Origin of the sequence: Achromobacter sp., from assembly GCF_050285585.1 — a bacterium.
Lineage (GTDB): Bacteria > Pseudomonadota > Gammaproteobacteria > Burkholderiales > Burkholderiaceae_B > Achromobacter.
Map to the genome: position 1 here is coordinate 256322 of NZ_JBLZXF010000004.1, position 13897 is coordinate 270218.

12 protein-coding genes are annotated in these 13897 nt (G+C 66.6%); 6 read left to right on the plus strand and 6 right to left on the minus strand.

What is annotated here, in order from left to right:
- The first annotated feature begins 61 nt into the window (after nt 1–61).
- The 3 genes from ACN6PJ_RS08795 (at nt 62) to ACN6PJ_RS08805 (ending at nt 4080) form a co-directional block, all read left to right on the plus strand.
- Nucleotides 62–2236 (plus strand): malate synthase G, encoded by a 2175-nt coding sequence (locus ACN6PJ_RS08795; protein ID WP_427995480.1) that lies wholly within the window; start codon nt 62–64, stop codon nt 2234–2236.
- 106 nt (nt 2237–2342) lie between these two features.
- On the plus strand, nt 2343–2960 hold the full coding sequence (locus tag ACN6PJ_RS08800) for a TetR/AcrR family transcriptional regulator (RefSeq protein ID WP_427995481.1): 618 nt from the start codon (nt 2343–2345) through the stop codon (nt 2958–2960).
- A gap of 259 nt (nt 2961–3219) precedes the next feature.
- The gene (locus ACN6PJ_RS08805; protein ID WP_427995482.1) at nt 3220–4080 is read left to right on the plus strand and encodes a cysteine hydrolase; all 861 of its coding nucleotides are present in this window, start codon (nt 3220–3222) and stop codon (nt 4078–4080) included.
- 133 nt (nt 4081–4213) lie between these two features.
- On the opposite strand, the gene ACN6PJ_RS08810 is transcribed toward ACN6PJ_RS08805, so the two are convergent.
- The 5 genes from ACN6PJ_RS08810 to ACN6PJ_RS08830 form a co-directional block, all read right to left on the minus strand.
- Nucleotides 4214–4810 carry a TetR/AcrR family transcriptional regulator gene (locus ACN6PJ_RS08810; protein WP_427995483.1) on the minus strand — a complete coding sequence of 199 codons (597 nt, stop codon included), beginning with the start codon at nt 4808–4810 and terminating at the stop codon, nt 4214–4216.
- A 128-nt stretch (nt 4811–4938) separates the two neighbouring features.
- A complete protein-coding gene (locus ACN6PJ_RS08815; RefSeq protein ID WP_427995484.1) occupies nt 4939–5244 on the minus strand; it encodes a DUF4148 domain-containing protein in 306 nt (101 codons plus the stop codon).
- Nucleotides 5245–5330: 86 nt separating this feature from the next.
- Nucleotides 5331–5636, minus strand: a complete 306-nt coding sequence (locus ACN6PJ_RS08820) for a DUF4148 domain-containing protein (protein WP_427995485.1) — start codon at nt 5634–5636, stop codon at nt 5331–5333.
- A 463-nt stretch (nt 5637–6099) separates the two neighbouring features.
- A complete protein-coding gene (gene ssb, locus ACN6PJ_RS08825; protein WP_043544512.1) occupies nt 6100–6615 on the minus strand; it encodes a single-stranded DNA-binding protein in 516 nt (171 codons plus the stop codon).
- A gap of 299 nt (nt 6616–6914) precedes the next feature.
- The gene (locus ACN6PJ_RS08830; RefSeq protein ID WP_427995486.1) at nt 6915–8099 is read right to left on the minus strand and encodes an MFS transporter; all 1185 of its coding nucleotides are present in this window, start codon (nt 8097–8099) and stop codon (nt 6915–6917) included.
- Between the two features lie 178 nt (nt 8100–8277).
- On the opposite strand from ACN6PJ_RS08830, the gene uvrA reads away from it, so the two are divergent.
- Together uvrA and ACN6PJ_RS08840 are read left to right on the plus strand one after the other, a co-directional pair.
- Entirely contained in the window at nt 8278–11163 is a 2886-nt protein-coding gene (gene uvrA / locus ACN6PJ_RS08835) for an excinuclease ABC subunit UvrA (protein ID WP_427995487.1), read from the plus strand.
- Nucleotides 11164–11167: 4 nt separating this feature from the next.
- A complete protein-coding gene (locus ACN6PJ_RS08840; RefSeq protein WP_427995488.1) occupies nt 11168–11830 on the plus strand; it encodes a glutathione S-transferase in 663 nt (220 codons plus the stop codon).
- Nucleotides 11831–11847: 17 nt separating this feature from the next.
- Here the strand turns inward: ACN6PJ_RS08840 and ACN6PJ_RS08845 are convergent, their stop codons facing one another.
- Nucleotides 11848–12750: a LysR family transcriptional regulator gene (locus tag ACN6PJ_RS08845; RefSeq protein WP_427995489.1), complete on the minus strand. Its 903-nt coding sequence runs from the start codon at nt 12748–12750 to the stop codon at nt 11848–11850.
- A gap of 171 nt (nt 12751–12921) precedes the next feature.
- On the opposite strand from ACN6PJ_RS08845, the gene ACN6PJ_RS08850 reads away from it, so the two are divergent.
- The gene (locus tag ACN6PJ_RS08850; protein WP_427995542.1) at nt 12922–13884 is read left to right on the plus strand and encodes a tripartite tricarboxylate transporter substrate binding protein; all 963 of its coding nucleotides are present in this window, start codon (nt 12922–12924) and stop codon (nt 13882–13884) included.
- Nucleotides 13885–13897 lie beyond the last annotated feature (13 nt).

Below are 13897 nucleotides of genomic sequence, written 5' to 3' on the forward strand. Positions count from 1 at the left end.
GTCACGACAGATCCGCCCGGCGCGCGGCGCCGGCCAGCTTCACTTACCGCTAGAGAACCGCATGACTCAACGCATCCAGCACCACGGCCTGCAAGTGGCGGCCAATCTCAATCAATTCATCGAACAGGAAGCGCTGCCGGGCACCGGCCTGGATGCCGACGGTTTCTGGCAAGGGTTCGCGGCCCTGGTGGATGACCTGGCCCCGAAGAATCGCGCGCTGCTGGCCGAACGTGACCGCCTGCAGGCCGAACTCGACGCATGGCATCGCGCCAATCCCGGCCCTATCGCGGATCCCGCCGCATATCGCAAATTCCTCGAAGGCATCGGCTACCTGCTGCCGCAGCCCGCAACCGTGCGCGCCACCACCGACAACGTCGATACCGAGATCTCGCAACAGGCAGGTCCGCAGCTGGTCGTGCCCATGTCCAATCCGCGCTACGCGCTGAATGCCGCCAACGCGCGCTGGGGCAGCCTGTACGACGCCCTCTACGGCACCGACGCCATCCCCGCCACGCCCGGCGACACCGGCGGCGGCTATAACCCGGAGCGCGGCGCCGCCGTCATCGCCCGCGCCCGCGCCTTCCTGGACTCCGCCGCCCCGCTGGCCCAGGGTTCCCACGCCGACGCCCGCGGCTACACCGTCGAGAACGGCGAGTTGCGCGTCGCGCTGGCCAATGGCTCGACCGGCCTGAAGTCCGTGACGCAATTCGCGGGCTACCAAGGGTCCGCCTCCGCGCCGTCGGCCATCCTGCTCAAGAACAACGGTTTGCATTTCGAGATCCAGATCGATCGCGCCCACGCCATCGGCGCCACCGACGCCGCCGGCGTGAAAGACGTGCTGGTCGAGGCCGCGCTGACCACCATCATGGATTGCGAAGACTCCGTCGCCGCCGTGGACGCCGCCGACAAGGTCCAGATCTATCGCAACTGGCTCGGCCTGATGAAGGGCGACCTGACCGAGGAAGTCACCAAGGGCGGCAAGACTTTTACCCGCAAGCTGAACGCGGACCGCCAGTACTCGCGCCCGGACGGCTCGGTGCTGACCCTGCACGGCCGTTCGCTCATGTTCGTGCGCAACGTGGGCCACCTGATGACCAACCCGGCCATCCTGGACCGCGACGGCAGGGAGATCCCCGAAGGCATCCTGGACGCCGTGGTCACCAGCCTGGCCGCGCTGCCGGACCGCGCACGCAAGCTGAATTCGCGCACCGGTTCCGTCTACATCGTGAAGCCCAAGATGCACGGCCCGGTCGAGGCCGCTTTCGCCAGCGAACTCTTCGACCGCGTGGAAGACCTGCTGAAGCTGCCGCGCAACACCCTGAAAATGGGCATCATGGACGAGGAGCGCCGCACCAGCATCAACCTCAAGGCCTGCATCGAAGCCGCCGCCTCCCGCGTGGCCTTCATCAACACGGGCTTCCTGGACCGCACCGGCGACGAAATGCACTCCAGCATGGAAGCAGGCCCCATGCTGCGCAAGGGCGACATGAAGTCCACCGCCTGGATCGCCGCCTACGAACGCAACAACGTGCTGGTCGGCCTGGACACGGGCCTGCGCGGCCGCGCCCAGATCGGCAAAGGCATGTGGGCCATGCCGGACATGATGGCCGCCATGCTGGAACAGAAGATCGCGCATCCCAAGGCCGGCGCCAATACCGCCTGGGTGCCCTCGCCCACGGCTGCCACGCTGCATGCCCTGCACTACCACCAGGTCGATGTGCAGGCCGTGCAGCAAGAGCTGGAACGCACCAGGCTGGACACCGTGCGCGACGATCTGCTGAACGGCCTGCTCACGGTGCCGGTCGGCGATCCGTCCAAATGGTCTGCCGCCGACATCCAGCAGGAACTGGACAACAACGTCCAGGGCATCCTGGGCTATGTCGTCCGCTGGATCGATCAGGGCGTGGGCTGCTCGAAGGTGCCCGATATCCATAACGTCGGCCTGATGGAAGACCGCGCCACGCTGCGCATCTCCAGCCAGCACATCGCCAACTGGCTGCGCCACGGCGTGACTAATCGCGAACAGGTCATGGAAACGTTCAAGCGCATGGCCAAGGTGGTCGACGGGCAGAACGCCGGCGACGCGCTCTACCGTCCGATGGCCGGCCACTTCGACACCTCGCTGGCGTTCAAGGCGGCGTGCGCGCTGGTGTTCGAAGGGCTGACGCAGCCCAACGGCTATACCGAGCCGCTGTTGCACAAGTACCGCCTCGAATTCAAGGCCGCGCAGGCCTGACGGCCAGCCCCGTGGCAACAGGACCGGACAGCATCGCTGTCCGGCCCTTTCTCTTGTGGATAGAAAAATATGGGCGAATTTCGCACGACCGTGCTAAATTTGCCCCATGACCGCCAAAACCGAAAAAAGCGAGCTGACCTTCGCGGCCATCGTGGACGCCGCGCTGGACATGGCCGCCGCGCAGGGCATGGAAAGCCTGTCGCTGGGCCAGGTCGCCAGGCGCCTGGGCATCAGCAAGAGCGGCGTGTTCTCGCGCGTCGGCTCGCTGGAAGCCTTGCAGCAGGCCGTGCTGGACGAATACGACCGCCGCTTCGTGGAAGCCGTGTTCACGCCGGCCATGGCTTTCCCCCGCGGCCTGCCGCGGCTGAACGCCCTGGTCTCGCTATGGATCGATCGCGCCAGCAACGTCGAAACGCTGACGGGATGCATCTACGTGGCCGGCGCCTTCGAATACGACGACGTCGAGTCGCCGCTGCGCTCGGTGCTGGAAAGCAATCTCCGGCGTTGGCGCGCCGCCATGGTGCGCACCGTGAATCAGGCGCTGGAGGCCGGGCACCTGAGGCCCGACACAGACCCCGAACAACTGGTATTCGAGGTCTACAGCCTGATGGTCGGCCTGATGCACGACGCCCGCTTCCTGCGCGACCCGAAGGCCCACGACCGCGTGCGGGCCGCCTATGAACGCCTGATTTCCACCTACCGCAGCTTCAAGTACATCGAGTAGCACCCGCCGCGTCCGCCACGCTAGCCTGGCGCGGGCGCATGATTATCGCCAAATTTCGCACGGTCGTGCGAAATAACTCAGGAGCCCGATCATGTGGATCGTCATCGCAATCATCGCCGTCTCGGCCGGGGCAAGAATCTGGCTGCAATGGCGCGCCCTGCTGCGCCAATTGCCGGACCGCGCCGAGCATCTGGTACTTTTCTAGATTGCCATGGCCATCCCGTTCTATATTTCCAGTTCGCCCTCCCCGAACGTTGTCATGCCGCGCTCCTGTCATCTATTGATCATCGACCCGCAGAATGACTTCTGCGACCTGCCGCAGGCCTACCTGCCGACGGACCCGCTCACGGGCAATCCCCACGCGCCCGCGTTGCCGGTGGCGGGCGCGCACGAAGACATGCAGCGGCTGGCGCGCTTCATCGACGCAGCGGCCTCCGCGTTGACCTCCATCACGGTCACGCTGGATTCGCACCACCGGCTGGACATCGCGCATCCGACTTTCTGGAGCACCGGCGACGGCCAGCCCGTGGCGCCGTTCACGCCGATCACCGCGGCGCAGGTGCGCGCGGGCGCGTTCCGGCCCCGGCACGCGGACGATCTGCCGCGCACCTTGTCCTACCTGGACGAACTGGAAGCGCGCGGCCGCTATACGCTGATGGTCTGGCCCGTGCATTGCGAGATCGGCACCTGGGGCCACAACGTGCACGCGGACGTGCGCGCCGCCTACAGCCGCTGGGAGGATGAACGCCAGCTCATCGTGCGCAAGGTGCCCAAGGGCACGAATCCGTGGACGGAGCACTACAGCGCGCTGATGGCCGAAGTGCCCGACGCCGACGATCCCCGCAGCCAGCTCAATCGCGGCCTGCTGGATTCGCTGGACCGCTCCGAGCTCATCCTCGTCGCCGGCGAAGCCGGCAGCCATTGCGTCAAGGCTACCGTCGAGCACCTGGCCGAGCACCTGCCCGGCCGAGATCTTTCGCGGCTGGTGCTGCTGACGGACTGCATGAGCCCCGTCGCCGGCTTCGCCGAAGCACAGGCGACGTTCCAGCAGCGCATGCGGGACCTCGGCGTGCAACAGCGGACCAGCATCGACATGGCGCGCGCGCTGCTCGCGGCCTGACGCGAGCCTGGCCTGGCGCGGCCCGGCCTGGCGCGGCCCGGCCTGATCACGGCCGGCAGGAGGGCGCGCGCAAACACAACGGCCGCCTGCGTTGCGCAGGGCGGCCGTGGACGTCAGGAAGGATCGGGCGCGGTCAGCCGGCCTGGTCGGCCTTCCCCTCGCATTGCACGTACAGGGCGCCAATGGCCTCGCACAAGGCGGCGGGCTGCTGGAACAGGCGCGACACCAGGATGCAGCCCTGCACGGTGGCGAACACCGCGCGGCCGGCAGCCTCGGGCGTGCCGGAGAATTTCATCGTGCCTTGGGCCGCGCCTTCGGCCAGCACCCGGGCCAGCCAGGCTTCGTGCGCCCGGAAAAACCCCTGCAGCGCGCCGCGCACCCTTTCAGGCAGGGAGTTGACCTCGGCGGCCAGCATGCCGCCCAGGCACAATTCGCCCGATCCGCAAGCGCGCGATTCCATCAGCGTCAGGTATTGGTCGAGCTGCGCCTGCGCGGGCTGGGAGGTATCGATGCCGCGGACGGCGCCCAGGGCGCGCGCGCTATAGGCTTCGACAGCCTCGTAGAGCAAGTCGTCCTTGCCCGGAAAGTAATAGTGGATGCTGGACGTCTTCACGCCCACATGCTCGGCCAGGTCGCGGTAGCTGAAGCCGTTGCATCCGCGCGTGCGGATCAGCTTCTCGGCATGGGCCAGAAGCAGTTCGCGGGTGGTATTGGGAGTGGGAGTGTCCATGGCTGAATATTACCTACTAATAGGTCGGTCCGTCATTGGTTTCAGCGGTCTGGCCGCTGCCATAACGCCCGCGCGGACCCCGGCCGGGAAAGTCCCGCCCCCGGGGCCCGCATGCGTCGGCATCATGCTCAGCCTTGCACGGGCGGATAGTCCAGTTCGCCGCTGTCGGTCAGGCCATGCGCACGGGCGGCGGCCAGTTCCTGTTGCACCTGGCCGCGCGTCTTGTCCGCGGCCGCGGCAAAGGTCGTGGCGGCATAGCCTTCTTCGCCGAACGCCAGCTCACCGTTGGCGCGGGCCGCCGCCAGTTCCTGCTGCACCTGGGCGCGGGTCACCGTGCTTTCCGTGTTCAGGGCAGGCGGATAGTCCAGCTCGCCGGCTTGGGCGGCGCCAATGAACGACGCGGACAGGATCAGGGCGGATACGAGGGTCTTCATGGTCAATCTCCAAAAAGGGTACGGCGTCAGGGCCGGGATAATTACGATCTACTATCTATGTGTAGATAGATTTACTGGGAAAAAACTCAGCCTTCCACGGGCGGATAAGCCAGTTCGGCGCTATCGGTCAGGCCTTGGGCACGGGCGTTGGCCAATTCCTGGCGCACCTGGGCACGGCTCTTGTCCGCGGTGGCTGCGAAGGTCGTGGCGGCGTAGCCTTCTTCGCCGAACGCCAGTTCACCGTTGGCGCGGGCCGCTGCCAGTTCCTGCTGCACCTGGGCGCGGGTCACCGTGCTTTCCGTGTTCAGGGCAGGCGGATAGTCCAGCTCACCGGCTTGGGCGGCGCCAATGAACGACGCGGACAGGATCAGGGCGGATACGAGGGTCTTCATGGTTGATCTCCAGATTGAGGATTCGTGTTGCTAGTCAAATAAACTATCTACTTGTAGGTAGATAACCGGGTAAATAAAAAAGGCGGACTACTGTATTTCTGGGCTCGGCGGCAGCGGGTTTGTTGGGTTTGCTGCGTCGATGGATGAATCTTACCTACTACTAGATAGACGAACCAAGCGATATTGTGAAACAAATTATTTCTTCCATCCTCGGACCGGCAGTTGCCAATGCGGCCGCTTCGGAGCAACGACCAGGCCGATGGGCTGGCCCACGCTCGGTCCGCGCACCGGCCTGCGCTCGATGCCGCCGATGCCGGCAAAGAGGCGTGCACCTCGAAGCGGCCGCCATACCCGCCACTGTCACCAAGCAGCAGTCGGGCTTAAGAACAAAAACGGTGGGTAAAGAAAAGCCCGCCTTTCCAAGAGAAAAGCGGGCTTCGACCAACAAGGCGTTGGCTTGGTGTTAGAACGGAATATCGTCGTCCATGTCCGCCAGGTTGGCGCCGCTGCTGGCCGGAGCCGCCGCGGGAGCCGGGCGCTGCTGGGGAGCCGGGCGTTGCGCCGGGGCGGCGCGCTGCTGGCGCGGCGCGTCGTCGTAGCCGCCGCCACCGCCGTAGCTGGCGCCACCGCCGCCGCCGTCTTCGCGGCCGCCCAGCATCTGCATCTGGTCGGCGACGATTTCGGTGCTGTAGCGGTCGGCGCCGGTGTCCTTGTCTTGCCACTTGCGCGTCTTGAGGCGGCCTTCGATGTAGACCGAGCGGCCCTTCTTCAGGTATTCGCCGGCGATTTCAGCCAGGCGGTTGTACATGACGACGCGGTGCCATTCCGTTTCTTCGCGGCGCTCGCCGGAAGCCTTGTCCTTCCAGGTGGAGGTGGTGGCAATGGACATATTGCAGATTGCCGCCCCGTCGGGGCTGTAGCGGACTTCCGGGTCGCGCCCCAGATTGCCCACGAGTATGACTTTGTTAACCGATGCCATGCCGTTGTCCCTCTGTTGTTGACAGCCTGCGCCTGTGCGTTGCCGCGAGCGCGCCGGCAACAACATAAAAGCGATGTTGAAGACCGGCTTCATGAAACTCGCCGGTCACCATCACGATGACCGGCGACGCCGGGTGAAGCCCTAGATTGGTGTCTATTATCGACGAAAAGAGGCCGTCGCGCCAAACGGAAATAGTGACAAAACCGCCCGCCCCTTCCCTTGATTTGACGGGTGTTGGCCGCCGTTCGAGGCGCGATCCGCGACATTTCCGCGCGGCGGCGGACAGGCGGCCGCGCCGATCAGGAAAGCGGCCGCAAGGCCCAGGTCACGGCCAACCAGACGGCGGACAAGGCCGCCGCGGCAAGAAACACGGCGGTGGACCCGGAATGCGCGGCCAGCCAGCCGCCGAGCGCCCCTCCGGTGAACAGGCCCGCGGCCTGGGCGGTGTTGTAGAAGCCCAGCGCCAACCCCTTGTAGGCCTGCGGCGCAACCCGGGACACCAACGATGGCTGCAAGGCCTCCAGCACGTTGAAGGCGACGAAAAAGCCCGTCAATGCGGCCGCCAGCGTGTAGAAGCCATGGCTGGCGGCGGGCAGCAGGGCGCACACCAGGATCAGGCCCGCAACGGCGGCGCGCAGCGCTCCGCGGTGGGCACGACGCTTTTCCGCGACGAACACCACCGGCACCATCAGCACGAACGACACCAGGATGACCGGAAGATAGACCTTCCAGAGTTCTCGCGCGTCCAGCCCGCCGATCTTCGCGAGCAGCGCCGGCACCACCACGAACAGCGATACCTGGATCAGGTGCAGCACGAAGACGCCGAAATTCAGGCGCAGCAGGTCGCTGTGGGTCAGGACCTCCCGAGGCTTGGCCGCCTGCATGGTGCGCGCCTGGGTACGCGGCACCACGGGCACGACCCAGCGCGCCACGGCCAGGCAGATGACTCCCAGGCAGGCGATGGTCCAGAACAGGCCCGACAGGCCCCACCACCCGACCAGCACGGGCGACAGCACGAGCGAGACGGCGAAGGACAGGCCGATCGATCCGCCCACCATGGCCATGGCGCGCGTGCGCACCTCGTCGCGGGTAGCGTCCGCCAGCCAGGCGGTGACCGCCGCGGAAATGGCGCCGGCGCCCTGGATGGCGCGGCCGATGGTGATCCAGTACACGTCCGAGGCCTGGGCGCAGACGATGCTGCCCGCGACGAACAGCAGCAGCCCGAACAGCACGACGGGGCGGCGTCCCCAGCGGTCGGACGCCAGGCCGAAGGGGATCTGCATGAACGCCTGGGTCAGGCCGTACATGCCCAGCGCCAGCCCGACCCGCGCGGGGTCGTCCCCGCCCGGCATGCCGCTGGCCGCCACGGCAAAAACGGGCAGCAACAGGAACAGCCCCAGCATCCGCGCGGCGAACAGGCCGGCCAGCGCCACGCTGGCGCGGCGCTCGGAAGGGGTCAATTTCAGTTTTTTATCGGCCGGCATGCGGAAATTTCAACAATGACAAGGGCTATTCGCGCGCGTGGTTGTCATACGCTCACGGTCTGATCTGGCGGTGCGGCGCCGGCCCCGGGCCAATCCGGGCGGAAGGACTGCCCCGAACGCGGGGGGATTCGGCGCGCTATAGTACCAAGTTGGCCTTTGAAACCGCTTAACGAGCCCGATGGACGCGATACGCATTCGGGGTGCCCGCACCCACAATCTCAAGAACGTCTCGCTGGACCTGCCCCGCCACAAACTGGTGGTCGTCACCGGCTTGTCCGGCTCGGGCAAGTCTTCGCTGGCATTCGACACCCTGTACGCGGAGGGCCAGCGGCGGTATGTGGAAAGCCTTTCCGCCTACGCCCGGCAATTCCTGCAACTGATGGACAAGCCGGACGTGGACCTGATCGAGGGCCTGTCGCCCGCCATCTCGATCGAGCAGAAGGCGGCCGGACACAACCCCCGCTCCACCGTCGGCACCATCACCGAGATCCACGACTACCTGCGCCTGCTGTATGCGCGGGTCGGCACGCCGTATTGTCCGGACCACGGCCTGCCCCTGCAGGCGCAAAGCGTCAGCCAGATGGTTGATTCGGTGCTCGCCTGGGCGCCCGAAACCCGCCTGGCCGTGCTGGCGCCGATCGCCCGGGGCAAGAAAGGCAGTTTCGAGGACGAATGCGCCAGCCTGCAGGCGCAGGGTTATGTGCGCCTGCGCGTCGACGGCCAGATGATGGAAATCGACGGCATGGCGCCGCTGAAGAAAACCGAGAAACACGACATCGACGTGGTGATCGACCGGCTGCGCATCAAGCCCGAAAGCAAGCAGCGCCTGGCGGAGAGCTTCGAAACGGCCTTGCAGCTGGCCGACGGGCGCGCGCTGGCGCTCGACATGGACGGCGGACGCGAGCAGGTGTTCTCCAGCCGCTACGCCTGCCCGGTGTGCAGCCACAGCCTGCCCGAGCTGGAGCCTCGCCTGTTCAGTTTCAACAACCCCATGGGCGCCTGCCCCAGTTGCGACGGCATCGGCCAGGTCGGGTTCTTCGATCCCAAGCGCGTGGTCGCCTTCCCGGAACTGAGCCTGGCGGCCGGCGCCATCCGCGGCTGGGACCGCCGCAATGCGTTCACCCATTCGCTCCTGACCAGCCTGGCGGCCCATTACGAATTCGACATCGAAACGCCCTTCGAGGAACTGCCCGAGACGCTGCGCGAGAAAGTGCTGTACGGCTCGGGCGAAGAGGAAATCTCCTTCCTCTACCTGAACGAAAAAGGCCGGAGCACGGTCAAGCGCCACACCTTCGAAGGCGTCATCCCGAACCTGGAGCGCCGCTGGCGCGAAACCGATTCGGCCACCGTGCGCGAAGAACTGGGCAAATACCGCAACATCAAGACCTGCCCCGATTGCGCAGGCTCGCGCCTGCGCCCGGAAGCGCGCAACGTGCTGATCGGCCAGGACCCCCGCGGCGGCGAGCGCCATGGCCAGGCCATCTACGAAGTCGAGGCGATGCCGCTATCGACCTGCCTTTCCTGGTTCCGCGACCTGAACCTGACCGGCGCCAAGCAGGAGATCGCGCAACGCATCGTGCGCGAGATCGAGGCGCGCCTGAGCTTCCTGAACAACGTGGGTCTGAACTATCTGTCGCTCGACCGCAGCGCCGACACGATCTCCGGCGGGGAAGCGCAGCGCATCCGCCTGGCCAGCCAGATCGGTTCGGGCCTGACGGGCGTGATGTACGTGCTGGACGAACCCTCCATCGGCCTGCACCAGCGCGACAACGACCGCCTGATCGGCACCCTGCAGCACCTGCGCGACCTCGGCAACAGCGTCATCGTGGTCGAACACGACGAAGACATGATCCGCATGGCCGACTGGGTCGTGGACATGGGGCCGGGCGCCGGCGAACACGGCGGCGAGGTCGTCGCGCAAGGCGATCCGGAAACCGTGCAACGCGATCCTGCCTCCCTGACGGGCCAGTACCTCAGCGGCGCGCGCTCCATCGCGATACCCGAGCGCCGCCCCGTGGACGACGAGCTGCCCTGGCTGGTGCTGTCGGGCGCCAGCGGCAACAACCTGAAGAACGTGGACCTGCGCATCCCCTCGGGCCGCCTGGTCTGCGTGACCGGCGTGTCGGGGTCGGGCAAGTCCACGCTGGTCAACGACACGCTGGCGGTCGCGGTATCGCGCCAGCTGCATCACGCGCAGAGCGAACCCGCGCCCTATGTCTCGATGCAGGGGCTGGAGAACTTCGACAAGATCATCAGCGTGGACCAGAGCCCCATCGGCCGCACGCCGCGCAGCAACCCCGCCACCTATACCGGCCTTTTCACGCCCATCCGCGAACTGTTCGCAGGCGTGCCGGAAGCGCGGACCCGCGGCTACGACCCGGGGCGCTTCAGCTTCAACGTGAAGGGCGGCCGCTGCGAAGCGTGCCAGGGCGACGGCGTGGTCAAGGTGGAAATGCACTTCCTGCCGGACATGTACGTGCCTTGCGACGTCTGCCACGGCAAGCGCTACAACCGGGAAACGCTGGAGATCCGCTACCGCGGCCGCAATATCAGCGAAGTGCTGGACCTGACGGTGGAACAGGCGCTGGAATACTTCGAATCGGTGCCGGCCATCGCGCGCAAGCTGCACACGCTGATCGACGTAGGCCTGTCCTATATCCGGCTCGGCCAGAGCGCTACCACGCTGTCGGGCGGGGAAGCGCAGCGCGTGAAGCTGTCGCAGGAACTGTCCCGCCGCAGCACGGGCCGCACGTTGTACATCCTGGATGAGCCCACGACGGGCTTGCATTTCCGCGATATCGAGCTACTGTTGCAGGTGCTGAACCAGCTGGTCGACAGCGGCAACACTGTCCTCATCATCGAACACAACCTGGACGTCATCAAGACGGCTGACTGGGTCGTCGACATGGGCCCCGAAGGCGGCGACGGCGGCGGCCGCGTGGTGGCCCAGGGCACGCCGGAAGACGTCGCGGCCACCGAGGACAGCCATACCGGACAGTACCTGGGCAAGCTGCTGCGCCGCGCTCCGGCGCAACAGGCCAAACACTCAATGCGTAAGGGATAGCGGCATGTACACCTTGATCATCGCCAACAAGAACTACTCTTCCTGGTCCATGCGTCCGTGGATCGCCCTGCGCGCCGCGGGCATCGCCTTCGAAGAGCAGAAGCTGGGCCTGACCACCGAAGCGTTCGCGCGCCGCCTGAGCGCCATTACGCCCGCCGGCCTCGTGCCCGTGCTGCTGGACGGCGACTTCGCCATCTGGGACTCCCTGGCCATCTGCGAATATGCGGCCGAACGCCACCCCGACGCCCGCCTGTGGCCCCAGGATGCCCGCGCGCGCGCCCGGGCGCGCTCCCTGGCCGCGCAGATGCACAGCGGTTTCGGCGCGATGCGCCAGGCGTTGCCCATGAACGTCGAAGCGCACCTTCCGGGCATCGACTTTCCCGAGCCCGCGCGCCAGGATATCTCGCGCATCCACGCCATCTGGCAAGACACCCGCGCCGAATTCGGCGGCGGCGGGCCGTTCCTGTTCGGAGCCTTCTCGATCGCCGACGCGTTCTTTGCGCCCGTGGTTTCGCGGTTCACGACCTACGGCATCAGCGCCGCGGGCCCGGTGCGCGACTACATGGATGCCGTGCTGGCCCTGCCGGCCATGCAATCGTGGATGCAGGACGCGCGTGCCGAAGCCACCTTCGTGCCCGAAGACGAGCCCTACCGCAAGCATCGCTGAAAACACCCCGGCCCGGCTCAGTCGCGCAGCCGCTCGGCCACGAATTCACGCAGCAGCGCCATCGCGGGCGCTTCGGTGCGACCCGTCAGGGTCACCAGCGCGAACAAGGCATGGCTGCGCAGCGGCGGATCGGCCGGGAGTTCCGTCAATTCCCCGGCCTCGATGCCGGCCTGCGCCGCTCCCACGATGCCCAGGAACACCGCGTCCGACACGCGCACGGCCTCGAGCAGGCTGCCGATCTCGTCGCAGCGCAGGCGCACCGAATTTTGCGGATCCGCCTCGACGCCGAAATGTTCGATCAGGATCCGTTCGGTGTCCGCCGCCAGGAAGGTGGACGCCAAGGGATAGGCCGCGATCTCCGCGAAGCGCGGCGGACGCGCCGCGCGGGCCAGCGGATGGCCCGGACGGCAGATGAAGCCGGCCCGCATCTGCGAGACGGGCTCAATGCGCAGATCGGCCGCCGGCACGATACCGCGGGTATCAACCACCAGCGCATCCAGCCGCCGCTGGCGCAACAGCGCCAGGTGCGCCTCCAGCGAACCGCGCATCACTTCCAGGCGCAATTGCGGATAGCGCCGCGCAACGTGCGCCAACAAGGGCGTCATGAGCATGGCGCCCGGCCCCGAACCCAGGCCGATGCTGATGGCCCCCCGGTCGCCCTGGGTCAGCAATTCGGCGCTGCGGCGCAATTCGGCCGACTCGAACAGGATGCGCCGGGCACGGCCGGCCACGGACAGGCCCAGCGGCGTCAGTTCGGTGCGCTTGCCCATGCGGTCCAGCAGCCTCGCCCCCAGGTCCTCTTCCAGTATGCGGATGCTGCGGCTGAGCGCCGACTGGGTCAGGTGCAGGCGCTCGGCCGCGCGGCTGAAAGAGCCCGCTTCGGCCACCGCCAGCAGATGTTCGAGCTGCTTGAGGTTCATGCCGGAGATTCCCACTCAAGTATGAGTTTTTTTTCTAGCTTCCAGAATAACAATTCGTTAGACAACTGGCGATGGCTGTCCCTAGCATGCCGTTCACGACACCGCATTCCAAAAAAGGGGAAACTCGTGAGCAAGCTTTTCGACCGTCTGCGCCTGGCCGGCTGTGCGCTGATGCTGGGCGCGGCGCTGTGGGGCCCGGCCGCCCTGGCCGCGGATTATCCGAACCGGCCCGTGATGATGATGGTGCCGTACCCGGCCGGCGGCGCATCCGACGCCATCGCCCGCGTGGTGGCCCCGCCCGCCTCCAAACAGCTGGGCCAGCCCGTGCTGGTCGAGAACCTGGGCGGCGTCAGCGGGGCGCTGGGCGCGCAGAAGGTGCTGGCGGCCAAATCCGATGGCTACTACCTGTTCCAGGGCTCACCCAACGAACTGATTCTGTCGCCTATCGCCAATCCGGCGGTGAAGCTCAAGAGCGAGGATTTCCGTCTGGTGCAGATGATCGGCATGGCCCCCATGGTCATCGTGGCGCGCAGCGATCTGCCGGCGGCGACCGCCGACGAACTGGTCGCGCTGGCGCGCTCGCGTTCCGCCTCGCAGCCGCTCACGTTCGGCAGCGTGGGAGTGGGATCCCTGTACCACGTCCTGGGCGAGCATCTGGCCCGCACCATCGGCGCCAATATGGTCCACGTGCCCTACAAGGGAGGCGCGCCGCTGATGCAGGACCTCGGCGGCGGACAGGTGGACATCGCCATCCTGCCCTTGTCGCAGCAGCAGGTGGCGCTGGCCGGGCAGGGCCGCGTCAAGCTCCTGGCCAGCCTGGACCCGCAGCGCAGCACGCTTCCGGCCCTCAAGGCCGTGCCTTCGGTCAATGAAGGCCAACTGCTCAAAGGCTTCAACTTCACCACCTGGACCGGTTATTTCGTCAAGCGCGACACACCGGAGACGGTGGTCGCGCAACTGCAGACGGCGCTCAACGCCGCCATGCAGGACCCCGCGGTGAAACAGAGCCTGGCGTACCAGAACATCGAAGTCTCGGCGCCGATGAGCGCCGAGCAGGCGGACGCCATGTACCGCGCCGAGACCGAGCGCTTCCGCGAAATCTCCAGCCACGTGAAGCTGGCCGGCAACCCCTGAACGCGACCCTACC

Coding starts and splice junctions, on each gene's coding strand:
- ACN6PJ_RS08840 (WP_427995488.1), top strand. CDS start 11,168: ATGTACACCTTGATCATCGCCAACAAGAACTACTCTTCCTGGTCCATG.
- ACN6PJ_RS08810 (WP_427995483.1), bottom strand. CDS start 4,810: ATGGACACTCCCACTCCCAATACCACCCGCGAACTGCTTCTGGCCCAT.
- ACN6PJ_RS08805 (WP_427995482.1), top strand. CDS start 3,220: ATGCCGCGCTCCTGTCATCTATTGATCATCGACCCGCAGAATGACTTC.
- ACN6PJ_RS08830 (WP_427995486.1), bottom strand. CDS start 8,099: ATGCCGGCCGATAAAAAACTGAAATTGACCCCTTCCGAGCGCCGCGCC.
- ACN6PJ_RS08820 (WP_427995485.1), bottom strand. CDS start 5,636: ATGAAGACCCTCGTATCCGCCCTGATCCTGTCCGCGTCGTTCATTGGC.
- ACN6PJ_RS08850 (WP_427995542.1), top strand. CDS start 12,922: ATGCTGGGCGCGGCGCTGTGGGGCCCGGCCGCCCTGGCCGCGGATTAT.
- uvrA (WP_427995487.1), top strand. CDS start 8,278: ATGGACGCGATACGCATTCGGGGTGCCCGCACCCACAATCTCAAGAAC.
- ACN6PJ_RS08815 (WP_427995484.1), bottom strand. CDS start 5,244: ATGAAGACCCTCGTATCCGCCCTGATCCTGTCCGCGTCGTTCATTGGC.
- ACN6PJ_RS08800 (WP_427995481.1), top strand. CDS start 2,343: ATGACCGCCAAAACCGAAAAAAGCGAGCTGACCTTCGCGGCCATCGTG.
- ssb (WP_043544512.1), bottom strand. CDS start 6,615: ATGGCATCGGTTAACAAAGTCATACTCGTGGGCAATCTGGGGCGCGAC.
- ACN6PJ_RS08845 (WP_427995489.1), bottom strand. CDS start 12,750: ATGAACCTCAAGCAGCTCGAACATCTGCTGGCGGTGGCCGAAGCGGGC.
- ACN6PJ_RS08795 (WP_427995480.1), top strand. CDS start 62: ATGACTCAACGCATCCAGCACCACGGCCTGCAAGTGGCGGCCAATCTC.